Below are 24,652 nucleotides of genomic sequence, written 5' to 3' on the forward strand. Positions count from 1 at the left end.
AAATGAAGCCAAAAGACGGCTGGGGCGTTCTGCCATCGTAACGACACGGATCGTCGCGACATTGAAGAAAAAAGGTGGATAGGTGGCAGGCAGTTGTTTCGCGGACAGACTGAGCAAAAATGTTTCGCTGGCGGAGGCAGAGACACGGGCGCTGACGCGGCTTGAGGAGAATCAGCGCAAGATCAAGCGCGGTGGGATGATCCAGCGCGTCAATGACACGGTGACTGAATTGTTCGTCCTGCGCGAAGGGCGCGTGATGAGTTTCGTCATCATGCCCGATGGAAGCCGACAGATATTGCGCGTTTATTTTCCGGGCGATTTCATCGGGTCGGCCAGCACCGCGTACAACAAGGCCCCTGAATCGCTGGTTGCGCTGGAGGATTCGGTCGTCTGCCCGTTCGACAAGCACGCGCTGCGCCGCCTGCTGGAGGAACAGCCACGCGTCGCGGCCCTGTTGTTCATATTGTCCAACACCGAACGGGTGGCGCTGACCGATCGCCTGGCCTCGCTGGGGCGTACATCGGCAAAGGCGCGGGTTGCCTCGTTCCTGCTCGATATTTTCGACCGGTTGCGCGTCACCGACGACGATATCAGCGACAGTTTCGACCTGAAATTGACGCAGGAGGAGATTGGCGACGCGATCGGCCTTACTTCCGTCCACGTCAACCGGATGATCCGGCAGATGGAGCAGGACGGGCTTATCAGCCGCTCGAACGGTCGCGTCACGTTGCACGACATCGCGCGACTGGAAACGATCGGTCATTATACCAATCGGCACAAGAATCTGGACCTGGACTGGTTGCCCGCGATGCCGTGACGCGCGATGCGGAGAGTGGGACATAACCCGCTACGCCAGCAATTCGACGTCCCAATAGAGCCAGTCACGCCAGCTTTCGTGCAGATAGCCCGGCGGGAAAGCGCGGCCATGTTCCTGAAGCTGCCAGGTCGTCGGGCGGATCGGCTGAACATGCAGCCGCATCCCCGCTTCCTTTGGCGTGCGCCCCCCTTTTTTCAGGTTGCAGGGACTGCATGCGGTCGCGACATTTTCCCAGGTCGTGCGCCCGCCAGCGCGGCGTGGCACCACATGGTCAAAGGTCAGATCATGCGCCGTGCCGCAATATTGGCAGGAAAATTTATCGCGCAGGAACAGGTTGAACCGGGTGAAGGCGGGATGCTCGGACGGCTTCACATATTGTTTGAGCGCGATGACCGAGGGGATTTTCATCTGGAAGCTGGGACTGTGCACCTCCCGCTCATAGCTGGAGACGATGTCCACCCGTTCCAGGAACACCGCCTTGATGGCGGTCTGCCAGGGCCACAGGCTCAACGGATAATAGCTGAGCGGCGTATAGTCGGCGTTCAGTACAAGTGCCGGACAGTTTTCCGGGTGTCGTATCAGGTCGGGATGGTACATAGATTTGCTCTACCCCCTTTGCCGCCGCCGCTGATTGACCAGCAAGGTGACAAGAGCATGACAGCATTAACGAATATCACCCGTCAACCTCTATTCGACAGCTAGAGCCTGTATGACTCCTCACCCCCTGCCACAGCATATGGTGACGCGCTTTGCTCCCAGCCCCACCGGCCGGCTGCATGTCGGCCATGGCTGGTCCGCGCTGATGGCCATGGACATGGCACGTGCGGACAGTGGCGCCTTTCGTCTGCGGATCGAGGATATAGACGGCACCCGCAGCCGACCTGAGCATGTCGAAGCCATTATCGAGGATCTGCGCTGGCTGGGCATAGGCTGGGATGGAGATGTCGTCTTTCAGTCACAGCGTCTGGGCGACTATGAAGCGGCTCTCGACCGACTGAAGGCCATGGATCTTGCCTATCCCTGTTTCTGCACCCGCGCCGACATTGCCGCCAGCGCCACCGCGCCGCATGGGAGCGAGGGACCGGTCTATCCGGGGACGTGCAGGGGACTTCGCGCCGATGAGCGCGAGCGGCGGATGACGCGCGAACCCCATGCCTGGCGCATCGACATGGGCAGGGCGGTTTCGATGGCCGGGCCATTGTCATGGCAGGATGCCGATCACGGGACTGTCTCCGCCAACCCGCTGCTGGCGGGCGACGTGGTCCTCGCCCGCAAGGATGCGCCGACCAGCTACCACCTCGCCTGTACGCTGGACGACGCGGCGATGGGCGTCACCCATGTTCTGCGCGGCGAAGACCTGCGCGCCGCGACCCATATCCATCGGCTGCTTCAGGCACTGCTCGACCTGTCTTCGCCCCTCTACCGCCATCATCCGCTGCTGGTGGGGCCGGATGGGCGGCGGCTGGCGAAGCGGGACGGATCAATCGCGCTTGCTGATCTGCGCGCGCAGGGGATCGCGCCGACGCAGTTGGCCGATGACCTTCGGGCCAGGCGCTTTCCGGTTGGCATCAGGCTAGCGCAGGCCTAGAATGCAGCCATGAACACCTTCCTTGTCATAATCCTTGTCCTTGCCATGGCGGCAACCCTGTTCTCGCTGATCCGGGGTATCATCAGCTTTCTCCAGACGACAAAGGAGGAACTGAACTCCCCTGACAAGGGGCCGAGCGCGTCGAGCCTCAAGCAGAACAAGATGATGTTCAACCGCATCTTCTTTCAGGCGGCAGCCGTGTTGATCGTCGCGCTGATCCTGCTGATGAACGGTGGCAGTCAGTAAGTTGGTCAAGCTCAACAAGATTTACACCCGCACCGGCGACGACGGCACCACCGGGCTGGTTGATGGATCGCGCACGCCCAAACACGCCCCCCGGATGCAGGCCGTGGGTGACGTGGACGAAGCGAACAGCGCCATCGGCATGGCCATCGCCGCGATAGGGGAGACGACCGAGGCCGCATGGCTCCAGACCATTCAGAACGACCTGTTCGATCTTGGCGCGGACCTGGCGACGCCAATCCCCGATGGCGCGGACGAACCGTGGGCGCTGCGAATCGTCCCGCCGCAGGTAGCACGGCTGGAGCAGCAGATCGACACGGTGAACGAGGATCTCGCTCCGCTCGACAGCTTCATCCTGCCCGGCGGCTCGCCCGCTGCGGCGGCCCTGCACCTTGCCCGCGCGATCGTTCGCCGGGCAGAGCGCAGCGCGACCGCCGCCGCGACACAGGTGCCTCTCAACCCTCAGGCACTTGCCTATCTCAACCGCCTGTCCGACCTGTTGTTCGTCCTCACCCGCCGCTTGAACGGCAATGGCGCGAACGACATAAAATGGGTGCCCGGCGCGTCGCGCTGATCCGTATCAACACTATTTTGGTGACAGAGCGGGATAGATTCTCGCACTCATGCGCTTGATCCTTTCGAGAACGGCACAACCGTATCGGGAAAGAGCATGAATGCCAGCCAGACACCATCGCTGCACCAACAGCTTGTCCCGCAATATGAATCGATCCGCGGACTAAGCAAGGCGCTCGCCGCGCAGCTCAGCGACGCGGACGCGACGGTCCAATCCATGCCCGACGCCTCGCCCGCAAAATGGCACCTTGCTCATAGCAGTTGGTTTTTTGAAACCTTCGTCCTGCGCGATCATGTCGAATATTACACGTTGTTCGATCCGCGTTTCGCCTATCTGTTCAACAGCTATTATGAGGCGGAGGGCGCACGCCATGCCCGCCCGATGCGCGGGATGCTGACGCGCCCCTCGCTGGACGATGTGCTGGCCTATCGCGCCCATGTCGATACGGCGATGGTGCGGGCCATCCCCATGCTGGCAGACGAGGCACGAGCGCTGATGTCGCTGGGCCTGCACCATGAGCAGCAGCATCAGGAATTGATGCTGACCGACATGCTCCACCTCTTCGCCCAAAACCCGCTTTTCCCGGCGATGTTTGGCGCCCCCAACTCGATGCCCGCCCTCCAGCCGGGGCCGCTCCGCTGGATAGAGGGGCGCAATGGCATCGTGGAGATCGGCGCTGACGCCGGGCACGGTTTCGCCTTCGATTGCGAAGGGCCGCGCCACCGCACCCTGCTCCATCCCCATGCGCTCGCCAATCGCCCGATCACCAATGCCGAATGGATCAGCTTCATCGAGGATGGCGGCTACACCGATGCGCGTCACTGGCTGTCGGACGGCTGGGCCTGGGTGCGGGCGGAGGGGATAGAAGCACCGCTCTACTGGCAGAAAGGCGAGAACGGCTGGACCCGCTTTGGCCATGACGGCCGCCAGCCCGTCAATCCCGCCGCGCCCGTCACCCATATCAGCCTGTATGAAGCCGATGCCTATGCCAGTTGGGCAGGCGCGCGCCTTCCAACCGAAGCAGAATGGGAAAGCGGGGCGCTGAACATCTCGCCTACCAGCGGCAACCAACTCGACGATGCCACCTGCCCGCGGCCCCACGCCTGCGAACAGGGCGAAGGGCTGGTACAGATGTTCGGGGACGTGTGGGAATGGACCGGCAGCGCCTATCGCCCCTATCCCGGCTTTGTGGCAGCGCCGGGCGGAGTCGGCGAATATAATGGCAAGTTCATGTCTGGCCAGTTCGTGCTGAAGGGCGGCAGTTGCGCCACCCCGCGCGGCCATGTGCGTGCCAGCTATCGCAACTATTTCTACCCCCACCAGCGCTGGCAGTTCACTGGGCTGCGGCTGGCAAAGGATCTATAGGCCCATGCTATTGACGCAAGACCTCGCCCTCACCGTCAATCCCGCCTTCCGCCGGGACATGCTGGCGGGTTTCTCGCGCCATCCCAAAGCGACACCGCCCATCTGGTTTTACGACCATCGCGGATCGCAACTGTTCGAGGCGATCACCGACCTGCCCGAATATTATCCGACCCGCACCGAAACCGCGCTGCTTGCCAGTCATGGTGCCGATTTCGCCCGTGCCATCGGTCCAGGACGCGCGGTGGTCGAGTTCGGCGCGGGCAGCGCGCGCAAAACACCACATCTACTGCGCGCGATTCAGCCCGCCGCCTATGTGCCGATCGACATTAGCGGCGACTTTCTGCACGCGAGCAGCGCGGGGCTGGCCGCCGCTTTTCCCGGCATGCCGGTGCTGCCGGTCGTTGCAGATTTCACGCACCCGGTCGCCCTGCCCCCGGCGATCGCGGCCATGCCAAAGCTCGGCTTTTTTCCCGGATCGACCATCGGTAATCTGGAGCCGCACGCAGCCGTCGATCTGCTGCGCGCCATGCGCGGCTCACTCGGGACAGAAGCGATGCTGCTGATCGGCATGGACAGGGTCAAGGATGTCGACCGGCTGATCGCCGCCTATGACGATGCCGCCGGCGTGACAGCCGCCTTCAACCTCAACCTCCTCCACCGCATCAATCGCGAATTGGAGGGCGACCTGCCTGTCGAGGCCTTTGTCCATCGCGCCCGCTGGAATGACGCTGCGGCGCGGATCGAGATGCATCTGGAAGCGCAGGAGGCCATGCGCTTCCATGTCGCCGCCACACCCTTCGCCATGACGCGGGGGGAAACGATCCACACGGAATGCAGCCATAAATATGACGGCCGCGACAGCCGCCTGTTGCTGCGCGCGGCAGGTTGGGAGCCGGTGGAGGAATGGCGCGACGATGAAGACCTGTTCTCGCTGATCCTCGCGCGGGCCTGATAACGAACGCAACGCCCTTGACCGCCAGGCCCGATCGGATCGACATGGCGGTCATGTCCATGCCCCACACCACACCCCGACGTCCCATCGACCAGGTGGAGGCTGGGCGCTCCTTCTTCGCCGAGCTTGATCTGGACGTCAGCCATTTCGCGGCGATGTGGCACAGCCTGAAAGTCGGGCAGTTGCTGGAAACGGATCTCAACCGGATCAGCGGCGCGCATGGGTTAAGCATCGCAGACTTTCACCTGCTGGGCGCGCTGATGATCGACGCGCCCGCACCGCTGCGCGCGACCGACCTTGCGCTGGCGCTGACCGTTTCCAACGCCGTGCTGACCGGGCGGATCGCCAACCTTGAACGAAAGGGTCTGGTGACGCGCGCGCCCAGTGCCACCGACCGCCGCGCGATGATGGTGCATCTGACCGATGCCGGGGCGGACAAGGTGAAGGTCGTCGGCGCGGCACTGGAGCAGGAGGGGCGCTTCATCTGCCACTATCATCGCCTGCCGGAAGAAGATCAGCAGGCGCTCGCGCGCATCATGGGGGAATTACACACCCTGCTCGACCGCGACTTCCTGCCCGTGACGCGGCCCAAGCCTTAAGGGGGTTAAACACTCCTGCCTTTGGGTCGGCAGCACCGCACGATACCATCATGGTCGCATCAGAGGATCATGACATGCCCCAGAATATCAACGCCCTGTTCGAACCGCTCCGCATCAAGTCGATGTCCCTTGCGAACCGGATCGTCATGGCGCCCATGACCCGATCCTTCGCGCCTGGCGGCATGGTCGGCGAACCCCATGTCGATTATTACCGGCTCCGCGCTGAAGGCGGCGTTGGCCTGATCCTGTCGGAAGGCACAGTGATCGATCGCCCGGCCTCTCGCAATGAGCCGGACGTACCCTTTTTCCATGGCCCGGCACTGGCCGGGTGGAAACGGGTGGTCGATGCCGTTCATGCCGCAGGCGGAGCGATGGCCCCGCAACTGTGGCACACGGGATCGGTCGAAAGCAAAACCACCCGATGGTCGCCTGACGTCCCCGTCGAAAGCCCGTCCGGGCTGATCGGTCCGGGCGAGCCGCGCGGTGAAGCAATGAGCGAGGAGGCGATTGCCGACACCGTCGCCGCCTTTGCCCGCGCCGCTGCCGATGCCCAGTGGCTGGGTTTTGATTCGATCGAGGTGCATGGCGCGCATGGCTATCTGGTCGACCAGTTTTTCTGGTCCGGCACCAACCTGCGAACCGATCGCTATGGCGGCCCGACGCTGGAGGAACGCTCACGCTTTGCAGCCGAGGTGATCGCCGCCATCCGCGCGGCCGTCGGTCCCGACTATCCGCTCATCCTGCGGGTCAGCCAGTGGAAGCAGCAGGATTACCGCGCGCGCCTTGCCGAAACGCCCGACGCGATGGAGCGCTGGCTGGCACCACTGGTCGAAGCAGGCGTCGATATATTGCACTGTTCGCAGCGCCGCTTCTGGACGCCGGAATTTCCGGAACGGGATGGCGAGGACGGCCTCAACTTCGCTGGCTGGGCCAAGAAGCTGACTGGCGCCACCACGATCAGCGTCGGATCGGTCGGCCTCTCGGGCGATTTCATCAATGTCTTTGCAGGCGAACGCTCGGAGCCGACCGGCATTGAGGGGCTGATCGATCGCATGGAGCGGGACGAATTCGACCTGATCGCGGTGGGCCGCGCCCTCATCGTCGATCCCGACTGGGCGATGAAGGTCCGGTCAGGCCGGATCGACGCGCTGACGCCGTTCGAAACGCAGGCGCTCGCCGACTTCCGCTAAAGCGCTAACGGCCCAGCCCCCGCACCAGCGCGCGGGTGCGGAGCGCGCTGAAACCGCGATCCCATCTCAGTCCACCACCTGCGCCGACCAGGTGGTGATCCAGTGCCAGGAGCCACGGCACTCCCCCATGGCCCGCGCCTCCACCAGACGAAAGCGCGTGCCGTCCCAGACATAGGCCTCACTGCCGCCGCAATCGCCCAGCCCCCGGCCCTTGGCATAGCTTTCCAGCCGCGAGGCTTCGGGCGCGAATCTGGCGTTGACGAGCATGGGTTTCGCCGAATCTTCGCTCCAGCCCGGCTGGAAATCGAAGACGGCGTTGCGAAAAATGCGACGGCCCGGAACGCCCGTGGCGATCAGCGGGACCGACGTGACATTATAGGCACCCGCGCCACATGACACCACCACCAGCGTTTGGGTTCGGCTCAGGGAATAGAGTTCAGGCACCGGCCCGTCGCGCATCTCATCGGCGCATCCGGTCTGGACACCAACGGCAGTCAGTTCCTCACGCCACAACGCCGCCGGTGCAGGACCGACAGGAATGAGCATACGCTTGATCGCGGGTGCGACGGGCGCGGGCCGGACGGCGGTGGGATCTAGTTTCCCCTTCGCGACCAGCGCAGTGGTCGTGCCCGCACGCCCCTGCCGCGCATCCATATAGCGCAGCGCCGCCGCCGATCCGGCCAGCGAGGGGCGGCCGATCACCCGCTTGCCCGCGCGCACTTCCATCACCCCGCCGCGCGCCATAGCCATCGCCAGCGCCGCCACCTGCGGCCCGCGCAACTCAGCCGTCGCCCCGTCACTGGTGGCGCCAGCCAGCTTTCGACCATCGATCAGGATGCTGATGGCGGCGCGGCCATGACGTTCATCATGGTCGATCCACATCTCCGCCTCAGCGTCCGGCCCAGCGTTACGGGCTATGCCCAGCGATACCGGACTATCCGGCCAGTCCGCGCCTTCCGGCAGCAGCGCCACCGCCTCGCACCGGTTGCGATTGTCGCAGCCGATGGTCCAGTCCTTGTAGCTTTCCAGACTGCCCGGTTTCGGCGCTGTGGGAGCACTCGTCGCGCCACCATATCCCGCCATGCTGCCCAGAAAAAGCGCCGCAATCCATAGATATTTCATGTCGATACCCCGCCCTTAACTATAACGGGAAGGAGGATGGAACGGTAGAGTCTATCAGCTTCCACTCGTCACGATTGTCACAGGCTGAGCATCATCCCCGCCAGCGCCGCGCTCATCAGGTTCGCCAGACTCCCTGCCACCAGCGCCTTAAGGCCCAGCCGGGCGATCATGGGTCGCTGGTTGGGCGCCAGACTGCCCGTGACCGCCATCTGGATCGCGATCGAGCTGAAATTGGCGAAGCCGCACAATGCGAACGTGACGACGGCAATCGTCGCGGGCGACAATTGCCCCTGTACCTGACCCAGCGCGATATAGGCGACGAACTCGTTGAGCACGACCTTGGTCCCGAACAGTCCGCCCGCAATCTGCGCCTCTCCCCATGGGATATTGAGCAGGTACATGACGGGCGAAAAGACATAGCCCAGCAATTGCTGGAAACTGAGCGTCGGGTAGCCGAACCAGCCGCCAATCCCGGCAAGGATGCCGTTGGCCAGCGCGACCAGCGCGACAAAGGCCAGCACCATGGCGCCAACCGCCACTGCCAGCTTCACGCCGGTCTGCGCGCCCTGTGCGGCGGCCATGATGATATTGGCGGGCCGTTCCTCATCATGGATGGCGGGCGGCATCGGTTCGCCCGGCGTCCCTTCGGGCAACAGCGCGGCTGGTCCCTGACCGCTGATCCGCGTCTCAGCCAGCCGGACCTCCCGGCCTGACTCATCCCCCAGCGGCAATTCGCCCTGCGGCGTCACTTCGTCCGGCATCATGATCTTCGCCATCAGCAAGCCGCCGGGCGCGGCCATGAAGCTGGCGGCCAGCAGATAGTCGATCTTGATCCCCATCGACGCATAGGCCGCCAATATGGTGCCCGCCACGCCCGCCATGCCCGACGTCATCACCGTGAACAGTTGCGGCGGCGTAAGGCCCGCCAGATAGGGACGAATGACCAGCGGGCTTTCGCTCTGCCCCACGAAGATATTGGCGGCGGCGCATAGCGATTCCACCTTCGACACGCCCGTCACCTTGCCGATCGCCCCGCCGACCCAGCGCACCACCAACTGCATGATCCCCAGATAATAGAGGATCGACACCAGGCTGGCGAAGAAGATGATCACCGGCAGCGCCGCGATGGCGAAGCTCGCGCCGCCAATTTCAGGCTTTGCCAGCGGGCCGAAGATGAAGTCGGTGCCCGCCTGGGCATAGCTGAGCAGGTTCGCCACCCCGTGCGACATGCCCGCGATCACGGCCCGCCCCGCAGGAACATAGAGAACCAGCAACGCGATCCCCGCCTGCAACGCAAAGGCCGCCCCCACCACACGCGGTCGAATGGCGCGACGGTTGGACGAGAGGGCGAAAGCGATGGCGAGAATGAGCAATATGCCAGCAAGGCCGATAACAAAGGGCATGAAGGGCTTTCGAGAAGGGAGGCAAACCGGGCAACTATACAGTCCTGACGCGCCTTCGCCAGCGTCTTTGCGCGCGTAGCCGGCCGCTGAAAGGTAGCCGTCATCGCGCTGCGAATCACGCGCAGCGCAGCGTTACCGCGACTGTGATCATCCCAATCACTGGAGAGAATAGTATAGATAATGGTGGGCGATGACGGGCTCGAACCGCCGACATTCTCGGTGTAAACGAGACGCTCTACCAACTGAGCTAATCGCCCTTCAGAGCCGTTGCCTGTGCTGAATCGCGCAGGCGGCCCATCCGTGCCCGCCTATCTAGGGCAATCGCCGGTCTCGTCAAGCATCTACGCGTCCGGCATTCGCACGTCAGGCACCGGCCACACCATTTAGCAGCCTGCGTCCCGCAACAAACCAACGGTTCAGGGCATCGGCCGTCTCGTCCGCCAGCGCGATGAACACGCGGCGACCATCATGCGGGTCCGCGCGCCGGTCCACCAGCCCCTGATCAGTCAGCGTCTTGATCCACCGTAGCGCCGTGGTCGGCGGTACAGCAGCGGCGATGCACAGGCTGGACACCGACACCCGCGCCCCGTCGAGTCGCGCCGCCAACAGGTCGAGCAACATATCCCAGGCGGGGTCGGCGAACAGGTCGGCAGGCAGGAAGTCGGCCCGCATTCGCCGCGCGCGCAGCAAATCGCGAACCTGCGCCGCCGTCACAGCCTCTTTGTCATGGCCGGAAGATTGTGCCGAACCCGCCCCCAGCGGACTTAGTGCAGGCATGCCGATATAGTCGCTGGGATGATCCGATACATGCCCGCCAGACAAGGACGCGAACGGCGCAGCGGGCGCGGGCATGGCAAGCCTGTGCCCCGCCGTCAGCGCGTCCAGCGTCCGGGCCAGCCGGCCGACCTCTTCGCTCAGGCGCTGGAGCCGTGTTCCTTCACTCTCGCGGCTGATGTCGTTCAGCGTCGGCTCGACCCGCTCACCCGACCGTACCGTCACCAGCGCGGCTGACAGATCGGTGGCATCGGGCTGACACAAGAGTTGCACATGCCCACTACGGGTCAGCGCATAGGCCATGTCCAGACTGTCCAGCGCCGACACGACCACCAGATGCATCTCACCCATCGCCGCAATGGTGTCGAGCTGGACCAACAGCCGTTCCAGCGATGGGTCGGGCGCCACGCAAACCAGCAGGGCCACGTCGCAACCGATCTGCATTTCGAGCCGCGCTGCTCCCTCCGCCAGCGGCACCACCGCCTGGAGGCGCAGTCCGGCCGCGTCAGCCAGCGCTGCAAACCCGTCCCAGCCACCCGCGTCGGCGATCACCAGCAGGCCGGGTCGGATGTCCTTCGTGGCATAGGGAATATCATGGGGATTGGCTGCGCCGTGCTGGTCCATGGGTCGATGCTCCTGTGCCGTATTTGTTCTTTGTTGCCCTAACCCCGCAGGGGGTGAGCGTCGCCGCTTCTTTCCTCCGCAACGGATGCAGAGTGGATCAATATCGTTTCCTATACGTCACGACTGGATCTTTCCCGCCATTGTCGCTCCGCAATGGTGGTCGATATGGACAGAAATCGCTGGCGGTGACCGCTGCGATTCAATTTTCTCCAAAACGGATGTTATTCCCCGACCATTCAAACAGCCGTCCGGCGCGCGAAATCGATGTAAAGCTGCCGCACACGCATCGCGACCGGTCCCGGCGCGCCCGCACCGATCGGCTGACCGTCGATCCGCACCACCGACTGACACAGGGTCGACGCGCTGGTGATGAACGCCTCCTGCGCCGCCAGCGCTTCCGATACGGTGAAGGGGCGGCGAACCAGCGTCATCCCGCTCTCCTCTGCCAAGGCGCCCAGCGCCGCCCCGGTACAACCCGCCAGCACGGCTTGTGAATAGGGTCGCGTCACAATGCCCTGGTCCGTGACGATGAAGGCCGTGGACGACGCGCCCTCCGTGACGAAGCCATCCTCGACCATCCATGCCTCCTGCGCGCCAGCCTCTTTCGCGACGCGCTTCGCCATCGCCTGCGCCAGCAGGCCCACGCTTTTGATGTCCCGTCGCGCCCAGCGCAGATCGGGCATGGTAGCGACGGCGATCCCCTCACGCACCGCTGGCGTATCCAGAAAGGCCCTGGGCTGGACGAACATCACCAATGTCGGCGCCAGGTCGGCAGGCGCCAGGAAATCGCGCGTCTCGGCGGCCCCACGCGTCAACTGGAGATATACCAACCCTTCCACCATCGCATTGCGATGCACCAATTCCTTCTGCGCCGCCTCGACCTCCGCCAGCGACAGGGGCAATGGGATGTCGAGGGCACTCGCCGATCGCTCCAGCCGGGCGAGGTGCGACGCGCTGTCGATCAACCGCCCCTCAATCACGGCGGCGACTTCATAGATGCCGTCCGCGAACAGAAAACCCCGATCGAGCACCGAAACGCGGGCCTCCGCCAGCGGCAGATAGCTGCCGTTGAGATAAGCAATCGACATATGGTCTGAACGTCCCCCAATGATGCGCGTGACTATAGTGGCCCGCCTTAGGCAGCCTTGCCCTTCAGCGCCTTTTGCCGCCGCCGCTGGACCGAAGAGCCGATCCCCAGCGCCTCGCGATATTTGGCGACGGTGCGCCGCGCAATATCGAAACCGCGCCCGCGCAACATATCGACCAGCGTGTCGTCGGACAGGATCGCCTGCGCGTCCTCCGCCCCGATCAGCGCCTTGATGTGACTCTTGACCGCCTCGGCCGACACAGCCTCACCCCCGTCCGACGACTGAATGCCGCTGGTGAAGAAATATTTGAGTTCATACAGACCGCGGGGGCAGGACAGATATTTATTCGACGTCACGCGGCTGACCGTCGATTCATGCATCTCGATTGCGTCGGCGACTGCGCGCAACGTAAGCGGCCTGAGGTACGCGACGCCCTTGCGGAAAAAATCCTCCTGTTGCCGCACAATCTCGGTCGCGACCTTGATGATGGTGCGCTGTCGCTGATCCAGCGCCTTGACCAGCCAGTTGGCGTTGGTCAGGCAGTCCGCCAACCAGGCTTTCGACGCCTTGTCCTGCGCGCCGCCCGCCAGTTCGACATAATAGTTCCGGTTCACCAGCACCCGTGGCAGCGTCGCACTGTTGAGTTCGATCGACCAGCCCGCACCGGCCGGTGCAACGAACAGGTCCGGGACTACCGATGCCGTGCGCTCACTCGAAAAGCGCAGACCGGGCTTGGGATCATAGGCCCGCAGTTCGCGGATCATCTCAGCCAGATCCTCTTCATCCACGCCGCAGATACGGCGTAGCTGGGGCAGTGCGCCCTTGGCCAATATGTCGAGATTCTTGAGCAACGCCTGCATACAGGGATCGTATCGGTCAGCCTCTTTCGCCTGAAGCGCCAGGCATTCGGCCAGTGTCCGCGCACCCACACCGACCGGATCGAAGCCATGGATGACGTCCAGCACCCGCTCCACCTGCGCCAGCGCTATGGACAGTTGATAGGCGGTCTGGAGCAGGTCTGCCTCCAGATAGCCCGCCGCGTCGATCTGGCCGATCAACTGCGTGGCGATCAACAGGTCTGTCCCGGAGAGCGCGGCGCGGGCCTGATCCATCAGATGTTCGTAAAGACCGGGTTCCGGATTGGCGAAACTGTCGAAGTCCGGCGCCTCGCCCGATCCTCCGCCGATCTCGCCCAGTCCGCCGCCACTGCCGCCGGCCATGCGATCAGCCGGACCATCGTCGATGAACGTTTCCGCACCATGATCGACGTCCAGCGGCGAATCGGCCGCGCCCAACCCCTGCGCGATCAGGCTGTCCGCTTCCCCCACATCGCCCGACAGCGTCGGCGTCTCAACCACGCGATCAATGCCATCACCTTCACCGGACCCGTCACTTCCCGGAGGCGGTGTGTCGAGCAGGGGGTTTTTCTCCAGTTCCCCGGCGATGAATGTCTCAATCTCCAGATTGGACAGCGCCAGCAGCTTGATCGCCTGCTGCAATTGCGGCGTCATCACCAGCGACTGACTTTGCCGCAGGTCCAGGCGCGGTCCCATCGCCATCAGCCTGTCCTTCCGTCAACGGCGAGAGAAAGGGGCGACCGCATCATGTCACAGCTGAAAATTCTCGCCCAGATACAGCCGCCGGACGTCGGCATTGGCGACGAGTTCCGTCGGGCTGCCCGCGAACAGCACCTGACCACTATAAATGATGCAGGCGCGATCGACGATTTCCAGCGTCTCGCGGACATTATGGTCGGTAATGAGAACGCCGATGCCCCGTGTCTTCAACTGCTTCACCAGATCGCGAATGTCGGCAATGGATAACGGGTCGATGCCCGCGAAAGGTTCGTCCAGCAATACGATCGACGGGTTGGCCGCCAACGCACGGGCAATCTCGCACCGCCGCCGCTCGCCACCCGACAAGGCCATGGCCGATGAATCGCGCAGCTTCACGAGGCCAAATTCGCCCAGTAATTCCTCCAGCCGCGCTTCCCGCGCCGCCTTGTTCGGTTCCGCCAGTTCCAGCACGGCACTGATATTTTGCGCCACCGTCATACCACGAAAGATCGACGTTTCCTGCGGCAGATAGCCCAGACCCAGAATTGCGCGGCGATACATGGGCAGGCCCGTAATATCCTTCCCGTCCAGGATGATGCGGCCCTGATCCGGGCGCACCAGACCCATGACCGAGTAAAAGCAGGTCGTCTTGCCCGCACCATTGGGGCCAAGCAGGCCGACAACCTCGCCCTTCCCCACGGTCAGCGAAACATCGACCAGCACCGCGCGCTTGTCATAGCTTTTAGCGATCGACACGACCGACAGGCCGTCGCTCAATTCCTGCGGCACCTGTGGCATGGCGCCGGGCGCGGGGCGGTCCTGGACCAGACTGTCGTTCATGGTCTATCCTTCAAATCTGCCTTGCGGTGACGGCAAGGGGGCTAACCATCCGTAAATAGGCACGGGAAGCCCGACTTGGCAGGCTTTGTGCATGGGCGAACGCGCGGAGCCAAGCGAAAATCGCCCGGCCCATCGCAAAAATGCGGTAAATGCACTTGTTTGAAAGCGTCAGTTCTTGCGCTGCGGGACGCTGAACGTCCCCGATACACGGCCACCACCACCCGACACCCCCGGCGTACCCGCAGCCGAGGCGCGGCCATCGACCGTGGTCCGTCCGCTGTTAAGGTCCATCACCAGCCGCCCGCCAGTCAGACGATTGCTGCCCTGATTCAGCGCCACATTGCCCAACATGGTGATGATGCGGCTGTTGAGATCGTAAATGGCAACATTGCCGCGCGCCGTCTCCGTACCCTTGGTCACCACGACATTGCCCGATGCGTCGATCCGGTCGATCTCCACGCCACTGGTGCCGGTTCCACCGCCCGGTTGCTGACGATAGGCCACGGTCATGCGCGCCGCATTCAGCGTCATACCCGCCTGAGTCACTTCGACATTGCCCGATACCACGACCCGGTCGGCGCGGTCCTGCACCTCGATCCGGTCGGCGGTGAAGTTGACCGGCGCGTTGCTGTCGTGATTCTTCATCACCTGCGCCAGGACTGGCACATGCGCGCCCAGTGTCAACAGGGCAGCACCGAGCGTCAGGCCAACAGGAACAAGGGCAAGTTTGCAGCGCGTCATTTCGTCCCTTTGAGACCATTTTGTTCGATACGCAAGCTGGCGCGACCGTTCAGCGTCACCGTCCGCGCGCCCATGTCCGCCTCCAGATGATCGGCGCTGAAGGTGCCGATCGGGATGCGGCCATCGACATGCCCCTCGCTGCGCATCTGGCGCGTCTTCAGATCAATGCCGACATCGCGCGTGGTCAGCCGGTATCCGCCCGCCGCCTGGAACTGCACAGGCCCCTCGATCGCGACCTTCTCGCTTTCCATATTATACCGGCCGCGCCGCGCGTCGAGTACAGCCGGGCCATCGGACAGCAATATGCGCGCCGACATGTCGTTGAGGTCGACCACCGGTTCGCGCGAGCTTTTCTGCACGGCGGACCCGGCGCGCAGCGAAAAGGGCTGACCCTTGCTGTCTTCGCCACGATAGAGCGCCTCGCTCACGCGCATCCGCTCCGTGGCGACATCGACCTTGTTCTTGTCGAGAACGAAGCTGACCTTGTCACCACCCAGGAAAGGCGCCGTCGCCAGCAACGCGGCAAGCACGCCCACCGCCATCGGCAGCCAGCCTTTGAGCGCACCAACCACCCTGTCGTGGCCGCCACCTGGCCGCGCCCAATGGCGGCGGACATCGCGTTGCTGTTCGGCCTGGATCGACATGGGTCAGCCGTTCCTTACATATGCGCGAAAATGTCGGTTTCCGGCCAGCCCGCCAGATCCAGCATGGCGCGGTGCGGCAGAAAATCGAAACAGGCCTGCGCCAGTTCCATTCGCCCTTCGCGAATCAAGCGCTTGTCCAGTTCTTCCTTCAGCAAGTGCAGGTAGCGCACGTCCGATGCGGCATAATCCTTCTGCGCGTCCGATAATATGGGCGAACCCCAATCGGAACTCTGCTGCTGCTTGCTGATATCCTGCCCCAGCAATTCCCGCACCAGTTCCTTCAGGCCATGGCGATCGGTGTAGGTGCGGATCAGCCGCGACGCGATCTTGGTGCAGTAAACGGGTGCAGCCACCACGCCCATATAATGTTGAAGCGCGGCGATATCAAAACGTCCGAAATGATAGAGTTTCAGCCGTTCCGGGTCCGCCAGTACCGCGCGCAGATTGGGCGCGGCATAGTCGCTGCCGGGATTGAAGCGAATCAGATGCTCGTCACCCTTGCCGTCGCTGATCTGCACCACACACAGTCGATCGCGTGGGGTGATGAGGCCCATCGTTTCGGTATCGACAGCGACGGGGCCGGGGGCCAGGACGCCTGCGGGCAGGTCTTCTTCATGGAAATATACGGTCATGGCTTCCCTCTATGGCCAAAGCGCCCACACCGCAATCAGGCGTTTTCCGGCGCGCGCACCGGCATTCCCGCGAGCACGCCCCTGGGCGCTCCCCTGTGCGGGCGTACTCGCGTTCATGCCTGCGTGGCGCACGATCCATCGTCCGCTCGCTAAAATCTGTCGCATGGGCCGGAAAACTTGTTATAGTGATTCCCAAACTGCACCTTTGCGGTGGATTCTTCATGTCATTCGCCCGACATGTTTGTCCGGTTTTCCATCTTGGGGCGAAGCGAAAGTGACTAACAGGGCATGAGTTTTGACAAAGGTCGCCGCGGCGGGCGCGGCAGGGACAAGCGTGACGGTTTCGGCGACGAGGGTTTCTACGAGCCGAGCGGTGGTGGCAGCCGCTTTGGCGGTGGCGGTTTCGGCGGTGATCGCGGCGGCTTCGGCGGCGGCCCTGGCGGCGGCGGTGGCTTCGGCGGCGACCGTGGTGGTTTCGGCGGCGGTGATCGCGGCGGCTTCGGTGGCGGCGCTGGCGGCGGCGGCGGTGGTTTCCGTGGCGCTGGCGGTGGCGGCGGTGGTTTTGGCGGCGGTGGTCGCGGCATGCCTGCACAGGTCGTCGGCGAAGGTACTGGCGTAGTCAAATTCTTCAACGGCCAGAAGGGCTTCGGCTTCGTCGTCCGTGACGATGGCGGCGAAGATGTGTTCGTTCACATCAGCGCAGTCGAGCAGGCCGGCCTCACCGGCCTTGCCGAGGGTCAACCGCTGGGCTTCACCCTGGTCGATCGTGGTGGCAAGATTTCGGCTACCGACCTCAAGATCGAGGGCGAACCTCTGCCCGTGACCGATCGCGCTCCGCCGCGCGAACCCCGCGCACCGGGTGGCTTCGGCGCCGCACCGGGCGGCGATCGCGGCCCACAGCGTCAGTTGACGGGTGAGCGCTCCAGCGGCACGGTCAAGTTCTTCAACGCGATGAAGGGCTTCGGCTTCATTCAGCGCGATGACGGCCAGCCCGACGCCTTCGTGCACATCAGCGCCGTCGAACGCGCTGGCATGACCGCTCTCAACGAAGGCGACCGTCTGGACTTCGAGCTTGAGGTTGATCGTCGCGGCAAGTACGCCGCCGTCAATCTTCAGTCGAAGGCGGACTAAACTATAGCATCATACCCTGCGGGCATCGAATGGTGGCCGTAGGGCGCCAAACAAAAAGGGCCGCTCCTGGGGAGCGGCCCTTTTTGTTTATGCCTAATCGTCGGATGCCCAGGGCGATTTCCAATCGGATCGATTCTTGCTCTTGCCCGGAAACATGCCCCTGCCTCAGCGAAGCACTTCGGTCGCGACATCGCGGATGTCACACGCTTTACCCCTGATCTGGAAACCGATTGGAGACATGGAAATGGAATCATCGCTGCGCGCGCTACCCAGAAACTCCGCCAACCCATAGCTGGCGATATTCCTTGTTATAACGGCGCACTATTTCTGCACGCGATGCCCGATCTTCCTTCAAGCGAACCTCAAAATCTCGGATTTTTCCTGATGAAAAGGCAGCCATCACCACGGCCGCCATTGCCGCACGAGTATGGGATACCAACATTATCAAGATCATCATGAAATGCTCCGTTATTTCGCCTGCATCGCCTGCACGGCAGCCAGCGTACTCTTCACATGCCCGGCATAGCTCATTTCGCTATGGACAAAGACGACGCGACCGGTCGGGGCGATGACGTAGGAGGTGCGATTGGTCATCCCCTCGCGCATCGGTAGCGCGACGTCGAAACCCTTGACGATATCCGGCCCGGCCGACGCGACGGGAAATTTGCCCGCACATTCTTTGGTGGAGAAGGGAACAAGGTCCGCCACCGGATCACCCGACATGCCGATGACGGTCGCGCCAGCCTTCTGGAAATCGGCGATATGCTCGGCAAATTCGCGCGCCTCGGCCGAACATCCCGGCGTGAAGGCCTTGGGGAAGAAATAGAGCACGACCGGCCCCTTTTTCAACTGATGCGAAAGCGTCAGCGTGAAGGTCTTGCCCGCCAGCGCCCCGCGCGTGGTGAAATCGGGCGCCTTGGCGCCCACGGCCAGCGCGGCCGATGCGCCGGTGGAGGCCAGCATGGCGGCGCAAGCGGCGCTCAGCGCAAGGGCGGTCTTGATGGGCGTCATGTCACTATCCTTCTTCGGGTTAGCCTTCTTCGGGTTCGGCTATAGGGTTTTGGGCGCGGGGGGTTCCCACAACTCGATTGCATTGCCTTCGGGATCATGGATACGGGCAAAGCGACCAACATCGGGATCGTCCCATTCCGCCTTGGTGATGATCGCAATATCAGCCGCACGCAAGCCATCGAGAAGCGCATCGAGACCAGAGACGCGAAAATTGATCATGAAGGCCTTGTCGGTGGCGAAATAGTCCGTCTCCGCCTTGAACGGCGCAAAGACCATCGGCCCGCCCTGCGTCGCCCAAGACCATTCGTCCGGGGTCACGGCGGGGTCAGAGACGCAACCAGCACCAACGCCCAGATGCTGACGATACCAGTTGTTGAGCGCATCCGGGTCGCGCGCCCGGAAAAACAAGCCTCCCATTCCCAACACCGGCATGGCATCCTCCCGTAACCAGTTCTTCTGGAAGCTATCACGCAGCCCGGCCATGGTCACGCATCAAGGTCATAATAGGAACCGCACCCCTTGCTCATGCTTTCCCCCTTCATGCGCGCGCTGCATCCCTCGCTGATCCTTTCACTTGCCCTGACGATGGGCTTGTCCGCCTGCGGACGGGACAGCGATCCCGCGGGCAACCGCATGGATCAGACCCAACTTTCGACCGAAATTGCCGAAACACCGGGTAATCAGGTGACGGCGATCGATCCAGGCGCGAATGAAAGCGTCGCGGCCGACCGCGCCGACACGGTGCCTGTCACATTCCAGGGCCGCTGGACCGGGGCGAAGGACAATTGCACCGATGCTGGGGCAGAATTGGAATTGCAGATAACGCCCAAAGAATTGATCTTCCACGAGAGCGTTGGCACCATCACCCGGATTACGCGCCAGGAAGGGGGCAAGGTCGCGATCGATGCCGCCTTCACTGGCGAAGGCCAGAGTTGGACCCGACGACTGGAGGTGCGCGCTTCCGCCGACGGACAAACGTTGACGATTGCCAATGATGGGCAAGCGGTCGTCCGCAAACGGTGCGATACCCCGGCCTGAGCGCCTTCTCCCCTCGCCACGCTTCCCCAACCGCTCCCCTGTCGCTAGAGCCACCGGATGATCGGCCGCCTCACGCTCAGCGACTTTCGCAATCATGAGGATGCCCTGATCCGTCCAGATCACGCCTTCATCGTCCTGACCGGCGAAAATGGCGCGGGAAAAACTAACATCCTCGAAGCCGTCTCGATGCTTGCCCCGGGTCGGGGCCTGCGCGGCGCGGCCTTGCGCGACATGGCGCGGCAGGGCGGCGGCGGCGGCTTTGGTATCGCTGCTGACGTGGGCGGAGTGATGCTGGGCACCGGTATCAGCGCGGAAACACCCGACCGACGACAGGTACGGATCGGCGGTGTAAACGGGTCAGCCAATGCGCTGGCGGACCACCTCTCCATCGTGTGGCTGACCCCGGCGATGGACCGGCTGTTCATGGACAGCCCCGGTGGCCGCCGCCGCTTTCTCGACCGACTGACGCTGGCGCTGCACCCAACCCATGCCGCGCACAGCGCCCGCTACGAGGCGGCGATGCGCGCGCGCAACCGCCTGCTGGGCGATCTGCGCGCCGCTGACCCACTCTGGATCGCCGCGCTGGAGGGGCAGATGGGCGAGCATGGCATGGCGATCGCCGCCGCGCGCACCGACATGGTCGACCGCCTCAACGCCACGCTGGAGGGGCAGCCCGATGCGCCCTTCGCCCGTCCCCTTATAGCGCTGGAAGGGGAGGATGCGGGCGAACAACTGGCCGCGCGTTTGGCATCCGAACGTCGTCGCGATGCCGCCGCCGGGCGCACCCTCACCGGCCCGCACCGCACGGACCTGTCGGTCAGGCACATTGCCAAGGATCAGGCGGCGGCGCTCTGTTCGACGGGCGAGCAGAAGGCTCTGCTCCTCTCAATCCTGCTGGCCCATGCGGCACTGGTGGCCGAAAGGACGGGCCAGCCGCCCGTGCTGCTACTCGACGAAGTAGCGGCTCATCTCGACCCGTCGCGACGAGCCGCACTGTTCGACCGGCTCGCCGCAACCGGCAGCCAGACGTGGATGACCGGTACAGAATATAGTCTTTTCAATAATTTATACGAGAACACGCATTTGGAGGTTACGTCTGGTCAGGTTTTTCGTTCCGCGATATGACGCGTTGCAGCAACGGTTCATCGCTTGGTCATTTTCAACTCCGTCGCGCTCTGCCCTAAGGCGGTCACTGGGTTAAAAACCAAGAATATCGGGGGTCGCTCACACATGGTCGGACGTTTACGCGCGATTATCGCGACCATGATCGTTGCGCTCTGTGCTCTGACCATCACCCCCGCCGCCGCTGGTGGTGTCCTGCAATGTGCGCCCTACGCCCGTCAGGTTTCCGGTATCCAGTTGTTCGGCAATGCCAACACCTGGTGGAAGCAGGCCGAGGGTCATTATGACCGGGGCCATGAGCCACGCATTGGCGCCGTCCTTGCCTTCTCGTCCAGTCGCGCCATGCCGGTGGGCCATGTCGCCATGGTCAGCAAGGTCGTCGGCGACCGCGAAGTGCTGCTGACCCACGCCAACTGGTCCTATCGCGGCGGTATCGAGCGCAATGTTCGCGCGATCGACGTTTCACCCAACAATGACTGGAGCGACGTTCGCGTCTGGTACGGTCCGATCGGCAATCTGGGCCTGCGCTCCAACCCCGCCAGCGGCTTCATCTACCCAGAGCAGGTTAAAGACTTTGCCCAACCGGTGCGGATCGCGATGGCCGACACCACCAGCGCCGCCTACTGATCTGAGTGCCCTGGCGGTTGCAGCCTTCTGTGGTTTAACCTCTTCCTAAATTCTCCGGCCTAAGACTCGCTCCCGGTGGGGTGATTCTCTCGGGGTCGCATTAGATGAAGAAGTTGGTGCGCCCGGCGGCGCTTGTGCTGCTGCTCGGCCTTGGAGGCCTGCCGCTGCCGGCACTGGCTGCTGCGGCCCTGAAATGCGTTCCCTATGCGCGGGCGGTGTCCGGCGTCGCCATCTATGGCGACGCGCTGACCTGGTGGGACCAGGCGCAGAATCGCTACAAGCGGGGCCACAAGCCCATAAAAGGTGCGGTCCTCGCCTTCCGTCCCAATGGACCGATGGCACTCGGCCATGTCGCTGTGGTCAGCAAGATCGTCGATGACCGGCAAGTGCTGGTCCGCCACGCCAACTGGTCGGCGCCCGGCGCGATCGAGGAGGATGTCCTTGCAATCGACGTTTCGGATGAGGGAGACTGGAGCGAAGTGCGTGTATGGCACAGCCCAACCCGGCAGATGGGCGCGCGGATCAACCCGACCTTCGGCTTCATCTATCCTGACACGCCGCATCTCACGCCCTTCACACCGGACAACAGGCTGGGCAGCAGCATCCGCATGGCCAGCGCATCCGAGGCAACACAGTCAATGAAGGCCGTGTCCGTGCGACGGGAGCGGACACAGATCGCCCGCAACAGTGCCCGTCTGGCGACAACGGGCAAGAAGGGCATACGGATCGACTATGATCCCGCCATCGTCGGCTATGCTGACGCCAGGCTCGCGGATCGCAGTCTGGACGACATCATAGAAGAAGTGAAACGCAGTTCAACGGCAGGCTGAATCCACCGAAGAAAGCGTTCAGTACCGACGATTAATCCTGGGGCTTCGCCTCGTCACCTTCCGCATCGGCGGGCGGATTTTCGTACCAGGCCTCAACCGGGCCGGACAGCTTGATGGTCAGCGGATTGCCGTGACGGTCGCGAGTCTTGCCAGCAGCGACGCGGACCCAGCCTTCGGAAATGCTATATTCCTCGACATCGTTCCGTACCCGGTCCTTGAACCGGATGCCGATGCCGCGTTGTAGCACTTCCATGTCGAAATGGGGGCTGCGCGGGTTGGTCGAAAGGCGGTCGGGGGGTGTGTCGCTCATGGCAAATTATCCTGCTGATCTTAGCCCGCGACCTAGACGCCACCCCAACCACCCGTCAACCTTTCACGCGATGCGTCGCCGGACATGGCCCGGCGACGCACACGAACATCAGCGACAGACACGAACGCGCACGCGCCGATGAGAATAGGGGCTATAGGTCCATTCATTCCAGCAGCGCTGGCGATAGGCCGGGCGGCGATAGCCGTCGCGATCACCACGCCAGTGCCGCTTGTTGTTCCAGTGCCGCCTGTTGTCCCAGCGCCTGTCATCACGCCGCCACTCACCGCGGCGATCATCACCGCGCCAGCCATCCCGGTCGCCACTATAATATTGGGCCTGAGCCGGGGCGACGGCTACGCCAAGGCTGGCCAGCGCCACACTCAGCGCCACCACGCCTTTCCACATAATATTCATGTCCAGTCTCCTCAAACAGGTCACGCGCCACCGCCTCTGCTTCAGGGGTGGGACTGTCAGGAGAATGCCGATGAGTCGCTGAACGATCCGGGAATGCGGATGTCAGCTAGCGTTAAGCATAGGAAGGCAGTTTCAGCGTCCCGCGAGCGCCTGTTCCGCCTCCACCATATAATCGCGGGTGATGGGCAGGGTGCGGCGGTTGCGCGCATATTGCACCTGGAAATTGACCATGCCGCCATGTTCGAACACAGTGGCCGCGCCCGCAAGATAGAAGGTCCACAGCCGGAAAAAGCGCGCGTCATATAGCGCCTCTATCTCTGCCTGCTTCGCCATGGTGCGGCGATACCAGTCGCGGATTGTCAGCGCATAATGCAGCCGCAGCACCTCCACATCCGTCACCATCAACCGCGTGCCCTCGCTCCCGGCGATCATCTCGGACAGGGCAGGAATATAGCCGCCGGGAAAGATATATTTCTGGGTGAAGGCGTCGGTCATACCCGGTCCGCCGATCCGGCCGATCGTATGCACCAGCATCACCCCCTGCGGTGTCAGCAGATCGTTGCATTTGGTAAAAAAGGTCCGGTAGTCGGCGGTGCCGACATGTTCGAACATGCCGACCGACACGATCCGGTCGAACGTCCCGGTCACGTCGCGATAGTCGATCAGTTCGAAGCGAACATGATCGGCGACGCCCGCCTCCTCCGCCCGCGCCCGCGCGACCTTCAACTGTTCTTCGGACAAAGTGATGCCCGTCACATCGACGCCGCAGGTGCGATGGAGATACAGCGCCATGCCGCCCCAGCCGCAACCGATGTCCAGCACCCGCATCCCCGGTTCCAGCGCCAGCTTGGCGGCGATATGCGCCTTCTTGTCCTCCTGCGCCTGATCCAGACTGATCCCCGTTTGATTGTCGGCGTCGGGGAAATAGGCGCAGCTATATTGCCGATCCCGGTCGAGGAAGAGCGCATAGAGCGCGCCCGACAGGTCATAATGATGAGCGACATTCGCCTTTGACCGCCCCCGATGGTTGGCGCGCCACAGCCGCTGGCGCATGGTCTTGAAGCCGCGTTTCAGTGCCCCCTTGGCGCTGATCGACTTGCCGCTTTCCCAGGCGTTGTTGGCGCGGATCAGCGAGACGAAATCGATGATCCCGCCCCCCTCGATCGCCACCCGCCCGTCGATCCAGGCCTCCGCCATGCCCAGTCGCGGGTCCCGCAATATGTCGAAAGGAACACGCGCATCCAGAAAGCGCATCGCCAATGCGGGAAGCGCCGGATCAGGCGTTCCAACGGTAATATGCCTGCCATCCGCATAATGAACGGTCAGTTGCCCCTGGGTCACAAGGCGCTTCAATACCCGATCAAAGACTCGCATGCCGTAACGATGTCAGGCGCGCGCCGACCCGTCAAACCCCCAA

Annotated in this window: 29 protein-coding genes and 1 tRNA gene; 13 read left to right on the plus strand and 17 right to left on the minus strand. The window is 63.2% G+C overall.

Annotated elements, in window-relative coordinates; genetic code table 11:
- Nucleotides 1-82: 82 nt before the first annotated feature.
- Entirely contained in the window at nucleotides 83-817 is a 735-nt protein-coding gene (locus WFR25_RS01440; protein WP_336967841.1) for a Crp/Fnr family transcriptional regulator, read from the plus strand.
- 30 nt (nucleotides 818-847) lie between these two features.
- On the opposite strand, the gene WFR25_RS01445 is transcribed toward WFR25_RS01440, so the two are convergent.
- Nucleotides 848-1,414 (minus strand): HNH endonuclease, encoded by a 567-nt coding sequence (locus WFR25_RS01445; protein WP_336967842.1) that lies wholly within the window; start codon nucleotides 1,412-1,414, stop codon nucleotides 848-850.
- Nucleotides 1,415-1,526: 112 nt separating this feature from the next.
- Here WFR25_RS01445 and gluQRS point away from each other — a divergent pair, with 112 nt between their 5' ends.
- From gluQRS to WFR25_RS01480, 7 genes are all read left to right on the plus strand, one after another.
- Nucleotides 1,527-2,405, plus strand: a complete 879-nt coding sequence (gene gluQRS, locus WFR25_RS01450; RefSeq protein WP_419723129.1) for a tRNA glutamyl-Q(34) synthetase GluQRS — start codon at nucleotides 1,527-1,529, stop codon at nucleotides 2,403-2,405.
- Between the two features lie 9 nt (nucleotides 2,406-2,414).
- Nucleotides 2,415-2,651, plus strand: a complete 237-nt coding sequence (locus WFR25_RS01455) for a twin transmembrane helix small protein (protein WP_336967844.1) — start codon at nucleotides 2,415-2,417, stop codon at nucleotides 2,649-2,651.
- A gap of 1 nt (nucleotide 2,652) precedes the next feature.
- Nucleotides 2,653-3,222 carry a cob(I)yrinic acid a,c-diamide adenosyltransferase gene (locus tag WFR25_RS01460; protein WP_336974576.1) on the plus strand — a complete coding sequence of 190 codons (570 nt, stop codon included), beginning with the start codon at nucleotides 2,653-2,655 and terminating at the stop codon, nucleotides 3,220-3,222.
- Between the two features lie 96 nt (nucleotides 3,223-3,318).
- Nucleotides 3,319-4,587: an ergothioneine biosynthesis protein EgtB gene (gene egtB, locus WFR25_RS01465; protein ID WP_336967846.1), complete on the plus strand. Its 1,269-nt coding sequence runs from the start codon at nucleotides 3,319-3,321 to the stop codon at nucleotides 4,585-4,587.
- A 4-nt stretch (nucleotides 4,588-4,591) separates the two neighbouring features.
- Nucleotides 4,592-5,539 carry an L-histidine N(alpha)-methyltransferase gene (egtD, locus tag WFR25_RS01470; protein WP_336967848.1) on the plus strand — a complete coding sequence of 316 codons (948 nt, stop codon included), beginning with the start codon at nucleotides 4,592-4,594 and terminating at the stop codon, nucleotides 5,537-5,539.
- Nucleotides 5,540-5,556: 17 nt separating this feature from the next.
- A complete protein-coding gene (locus tag WFR25_RS01475; protein WP_336967849.1) occupies nucleotides 5,557-6,138 on the plus strand; it encodes a MarR family winged helix-turn-helix transcriptional regulator in 582 nt (193 codons plus the stop codon).
- Nucleotides 6,139-6,212: 74 nt separating this feature from the next.
- Nucleotides 6,213-7,328: an NADH:flavin oxidoreductase gene (locus WFR25_RS01480; protein WP_336967850.1), complete on the plus strand. Its 1,116-nt coding sequence runs from the start codon at nucleotides 6,213-6,215 to the stop codon at nucleotides 7,326-7,328.
- A gap of 66 nt (nucleotides 7,329-7,394) precedes the next feature.
- Here WFR25_RS01480 and WFR25_RS01485 read toward each other — a convergent pair whose 3' ends face one another.
- The 10 genes from WFR25_RS01485 to WFR25_RS01530 all read right to left on the minus strand — a co-directional run bounded on the left by WFR25_RS01485 (nucleotide 7,395) and on the right by WFR25_RS01530 (nucleotide 16,752).
- Nucleotides 7,395-8,411 carry a DUF1176 domain-containing protein gene (locus tag WFR25_RS01485; protein ID WP_336974579.1) on the minus strand — a complete coding sequence of 339 codons (1,017 nt, stop codon included), beginning with the start codon at nucleotides 8,409-8,411 and terminating at the stop codon, nucleotides 7,395-7,397.
- A 116-nt stretch (nucleotides 8,412-8,527) separates the two neighbouring features.
- Nucleotides 8,528-9,853 carry a NupC/NupG family nucleoside CNT transporter gene (locus tag WFR25_RS01490; protein ID WP_336967851.1) on the minus strand — a complete coding sequence of 442 codons (1,326 nt, stop codon included), beginning with the start codon at nucleotides 9,851-9,853 and terminating at the stop codon, nucleotides 8,528-8,530.
- Nucleotides 9,854-10,034: 181 nt separating this feature from the next.
- Nucleotides 10,035-10,110: transfer RNA gene (locus tag WFR25_RS01495), tRNA-Val, on the minus strand.
- 106 nt (nucleotides 10,111-10,216) lie between these two features.
- Nucleotides 10,217-11,251 (minus strand): MarR family transcriptional regulator, encoded by a 1,035-nt coding sequence (locus WFR25_RS01500; RefSeq protein WP_336967852.1) that lies wholly within the window; start codon nucleotides 11,249-11,251, stop codon nucleotides 10,217-10,219.
- Nucleotides 11,252-11,487: 236 nt separating this feature from the next.
- Nucleotides 11,488-12,339, minus strand: a complete 852-nt coding sequence (locus tag WFR25_RS01505) for a D-amino-acid transaminase (protein ID WP_336967853.1) — start codon at nucleotides 12,337-12,339, stop codon at nucleotides 11,488-11,490.
- A gap of 47 nt (nucleotides 12,340-12,386) precedes the next feature.
- Nucleotides 12,387-13,898 carry an RNA polymerase factor sigma-54 gene (rpoN, locus tag WFR25_RS01510; protein WP_336967855.1) on the minus strand — a complete coding sequence of 504 codons (1,512 nt, stop codon included), beginning with the start codon at nucleotides 13,896-13,898 and terminating at the stop codon, nucleotides 12,387-12,389.
- 48 nt (nucleotides 13,899-13,946) lie between these two features.
- Nucleotides 13,947-14,735: an LPS export ABC transporter ATP-binding protein gene (gene lptB, locus WFR25_RS01515; protein ID WP_336967856.1), complete on the minus strand. Its 789-nt coding sequence runs from the start codon at nucleotides 14,733-14,735 to the stop codon at nucleotides 13,947-13,949.
- A gap of 168 nt (nucleotides 14,736-14,903) precedes the next feature.
- A complete protein-coding gene (locus WFR25_RS01520; protein WP_336967857.1) occupies nucleotides 14,904-15,476 on the minus strand; it encodes an LptA/OstA family protein in 573 nt (190 codons plus the stop codon).
- Nucleotides 15,473-16,120: an LPS export ABC transporter periplasmic protein LptC gene (locus WFR25_RS01525; protein ID WP_336967858.1), complete on the minus strand. Its 648-nt coding sequence runs from the start codon at nucleotides 16,118-16,120 to the stop codon at nucleotides 15,473-15,475. The genes WFR25_RS01520 and WFR25_RS01525 overlap by 4 nt, the downstream gene beginning before the upstream one ends.
- Before the next feature lie 14 nt (nucleotides 16,121-16,134).
- Nucleotides 16,135-16,752: a ribonuclease D gene (locus tag WFR25_RS01530; protein WP_336967860.1), complete on the minus strand. Its 618-nt coding sequence runs from the start codon at nucleotides 16,750-16,752 to the stop codon at nucleotides 16,135-16,137.
- Between the two features lie 288 nt (nucleotides 16,753-17,040).
- On the opposite strand from WFR25_RS01530, the gene WFR25_RS01535 reads away from it, so the two are divergent.
- The gene (locus WFR25_RS01535; RefSeq protein ID WP_336967862.1) at nucleotides 17,041-17,883 is read left to right on the plus strand and encodes a cold-shock protein; all 843 of its coding nucleotides are present in this window, start codon (nucleotides 17,041-17,043) and stop codon (nucleotides 17,881-17,883) included.
- A 265-nt stretch (nucleotides 17,884-18,148) separates the two neighbouring features.
- On the opposite strand, the gene WFR25_RS01540 is transcribed toward WFR25_RS01535, so the two are convergent.
- The 3 genes from WFR25_RS01540 to WFR25_RS01550 are packed head-to-tail and all read right to left on the minus strand — an operon-like array spanning nucleotide 18,149 to nucleotide 19,326.
- Entirely contained in the window at nucleotides 18,149-18,340 is a 192-nt protein-coding gene (locus WFR25_RS01540) for a hypothetical protein (protein WP_336967864.1), read from the minus strand.
- Between the two features lie 11 nt (nucleotides 18,341-18,351).
- Nucleotides 18,352-18,894: a peroxiredoxin gene (locus WFR25_RS01545; protein WP_336967866.1), complete on the minus strand. Its 543-nt coding sequence runs from the start codon at nucleotides 18,892-18,894 to the stop codon at nucleotides 18,352-18,354.
- Between the two features lie 39 nt (nucleotides 18,895-18,933).
- Complete coding sequence (locus WFR25_RS01550) at nucleotides 18,934-19,326, minus strand: VOC family protein (protein WP_336974582.1); 393 nt, start codon at nucleotides 19,324-19,326, stop codon at nucleotides 18,934-18,936.
- 93 nt (nucleotides 19,327-19,419) lie between these two features.
- On the opposite strand from WFR25_RS01550, the gene WFR25_RS01555 reads away from it, so the two are divergent.
- From WFR25_RS01555 to WFR25_RS01570, 4 genes are all read left to right on the plus strand, one after another.
- Nucleotides 19,420-19,932, plus strand: coding sequence for a hypothetical protein (locus WFR25_RS01555; RefSeq protein WP_336974584.1), 513 nt, complete (start codon nucleotides 19,420-19,422; stop codon nucleotides 19,930-19,932).
- Nucleotides 19,933-19,989: 57 nt separating this feature from the next.
- Nucleotides 19,990-21,057 carry a DNA replication/repair protein RecF gene (gene recF / locus WFR25_RS01560; protein WP_336967868.1) on the plus strand — a complete coding sequence of 356 codons (1,068 nt, stop codon included), beginning with the start codon at nucleotides 19,990-19,992 and terminating at the stop codon, nucleotides 21,055-21,057.
- A gap of 105 nt (nucleotides 21,058-21,162) precedes the next feature.
- Entirely contained in the window at nucleotides 21,163-21,681 is a 519-nt protein-coding gene (locus tag WFR25_RS01565; protein WP_336967870.1) for a CHAP domain-containing protein, read from the plus strand.
- A gap of 104 nt (nucleotides 21,682-21,785) precedes the next feature.
- Nucleotides 21,786-22,511, plus strand: coding sequence for a CHAP domain-containing protein (locus WFR25_RS01570; RefSeq protein ID WP_336967872.1), 726 nt, complete (start codon nucleotides 21,786-21,788; stop codon nucleotides 22,509-22,511).
- A gap of 31 nt (nucleotides 22,512-22,542) precedes the next feature.
- Here the strand turns inward: WFR25_RS01570 and WFR25_RS01575 are convergent, their stop codons facing one another.
- The 3 genes from WFR25_RS01575 to WFR25_RS01585 form a co-directional block, all read right to left on the minus strand.
- Nucleotides 22,543-22,821 (minus strand): DUF3297 family protein, encoded by a 279-nt coding sequence (locus WFR25_RS01575; protein ID WP_336967875.1) that lies wholly within the window; start codon nucleotides 22,819-22,821, stop codon nucleotides 22,543-22,545.
- Between the two features lie 108 nt (nucleotides 22,822-22,929).
- Nucleotides 22,930-23,235 (minus strand): hypothetical protein, encoded by a 306-nt coding sequence (locus WFR25_RS01580; protein WP_336967876.1) that lies wholly within the window; start codon nucleotides 23,233-23,235, stop codon nucleotides 22,930-22,932.
- Nucleotides 23,236-23,367: 132 nt separating this feature from the next.
- Nucleotides 23,368-24,609 carry a cyclopropane-fatty-acyl-phospholipid synthase family protein gene (locus tag WFR25_RS01585; protein ID WP_336967878.1) on the minus strand — a complete coding sequence of 414 codons (1,242 nt, stop codon included), beginning with the start codon at nucleotides 24,607-24,609 and terminating at the stop codon, nucleotides 23,368-23,370.
- Nucleotides 24,610-24,652: the final 43 nt, after the last annotated feature.

Origin of the sequence: Sphingobium aromaticiconvertens, assembly GCF_037154075.1 — a bacterium.
In the GTDB taxonomy this organism is placed as follows: domain Bacteria; phylum Pseudomonadota; class Alphaproteobacteria; order Sphingomonadales; family Sphingomonadaceae; genus Sphingobium; species Sphingobium aromaticiconvertens.

Coding starts and splice junctions, on each gene's coding strand:
- WFR25_RS01445 (WP_336967842.1), bottom strand. CDS start 1,414: ATGTACCATCCCGACCTGATACGACACCCGGAAAACTGTCCGGCACTT.
- gluQRS (WP_419723129.1), top strand. CDS start 1,527: ATGACTCCTCACCCCCTGCCACAGCATATGGTGACGCGCTTTGCTCCC.
- WFR25_RS01455 (WP_336967844.1), top strand. CDS start 2,415: ATGAACACCTTCCTTGTCATAATCCTTGTCCTTGCCATGGCGGCAACC.
- egtB (WP_336967846.1), top strand. CDS start 3,319: ATGAATGCCAGCCAGACACCATCGCTGCACCAACAGCTTGTCCCGCAA.
- egtD (WP_336967848.1), top strand. CDS start 4,592: ATGCTATTGACGCAAGACCTCGCCCTCACCGTCAATCCCGCCTTCCGC.
- WFR25_RS01480 (WP_336967850.1), top strand. CDS start 6,213: ATGCCCCAGAATATCAACGCCCTGTTCGAACCGCTCCGCATCAAGTCG.
- WFR25_RS01485 (WP_336974579.1), bottom strand. CDS start 8,411: ATGGCGGGATATGGTGGCGCGACGAGTGCTCCCACAGCGCCGAAACCG.
- WFR25_RS01490 (WP_336967851.1), bottom strand. CDS start 9,853: ATGCCCTTTGTTATCGGCCTTGCTGGCATATTGCTCATTCTCGCCATC.
- WFR25_RS01500 (WP_336967852.1), bottom strand. CDS start 11,251: ATGGACCAGCACGGCGCAGCCAATCCCCATGATATTCCCTATGCCACG.
- WFR25_RS01505 (WP_336967853.1), bottom strand. CDS start 12,339: ATGTCGATTGCTTATCTCAACGGCAGCTATCTGCCGCTGGCGGAGGCC.
- rpoN (WP_336967855.1), bottom strand. CDS start 13,898: ATGGCGATGGGACCGCGCCTGGACCTGCGGCAAAGTCAGTCGCTGGTG.
- lptB (WP_336967856.1), bottom strand. CDS start 14,735: ATGAACGACAGTCTGGTCCAGGACCGCCCCGCGCCCGGCGCCATGCCA.
- WFR25_RS01520 (WP_336967857.1), bottom strand. CDS start 15,476: ATGACGCGCTGCAAACTTGCCCTTGTTCCTGTTGGCCTGACGCTCGGT.
- WFR25_RS01525 (WP_336967858.1), bottom strand. CDS start 16,120: ATGTCGATCCAGGCCGAACAGCAACGCGATGTCCGCCGCCATTGGGCG.
- WFR25_RS01530 (WP_336967860.1), bottom strand. CDS start 16,752: ATGACCGTATATTTCCATGAAGAAGACCTGCCCGCAGGCGTCCTGGCC.
- WFR25_RS01535 (WP_336967862.1), top strand. CDS start 17,041: ATGAGTTTTGACAAAGGTCGCCGCGGCGGGCGCGGCAGGGACAAGCGT.
- WFR25_RS01540 (WP_336967864.1), bottom strand. CDS start 18,340: ATGATGATCTTGATAATGTTGGTATCCCATACTCGTGCGGCAATGGCG.
- WFR25_RS01545 (WP_336967866.1), bottom strand. CDS start 18,894: ATGACGCCCATCAAGACCGCCCTTGCGCTGAGCGCCGCTTGCGCCGCC.
- WFR25_RS01550 (WP_336974582.1), bottom strand. CDS start 19,326: ATGCCGGTGTTGGGAATGGGAGGCTTGTTTTTCCGGGCGCGCGACCCG.
- WFR25_RS01555 (WP_336974584.1), top strand. CDS start 19,420: ATGCTTTCCCCCTTCATGCGCGCGCTGCATCCCTCGCTGATCCTTTCA.
- recF (WP_336967868.1), top strand. CDS start 19,990: ATGATCGGCCGCCTCACGCTCAGCGACTTTCGCAATCATGAGGATGCC.
- WFR25_RS01565 (WP_336967870.1), top strand. CDS start 21,163: ATGGTCGGACGTTTACGCGCGATTATCGCGACCATGATCGTTGCGCTC.
- WFR25_RS01570 (WP_336967872.1), top strand. CDS start 21,786: ATGAAGAAGTTGGTGCGCCCGGCGGCGCTTGTGCTGCTGCTCGGCCTT.
- WFR25_RS01575 (WP_336967875.1), bottom strand. CDS start 22,821: ATGAGCGACACACCCCCCGACCGCCTTTCGACCAACCCGCGCAGCCCC.
- WFR25_RS01580 (WP_336967876.1), bottom strand. CDS start 23,235: ATGAATATTATGTGGAAAGGCGTGGTGGCGCTGAGTGTGGCGCTGGCC.
- WFR25_RS01585 (WP_336967878.1), bottom strand. CDS start 24,609: ATGCGAGTCTTTGATCGGGTATTGAAGCGCCTTGTGACCCAGGGGCAA.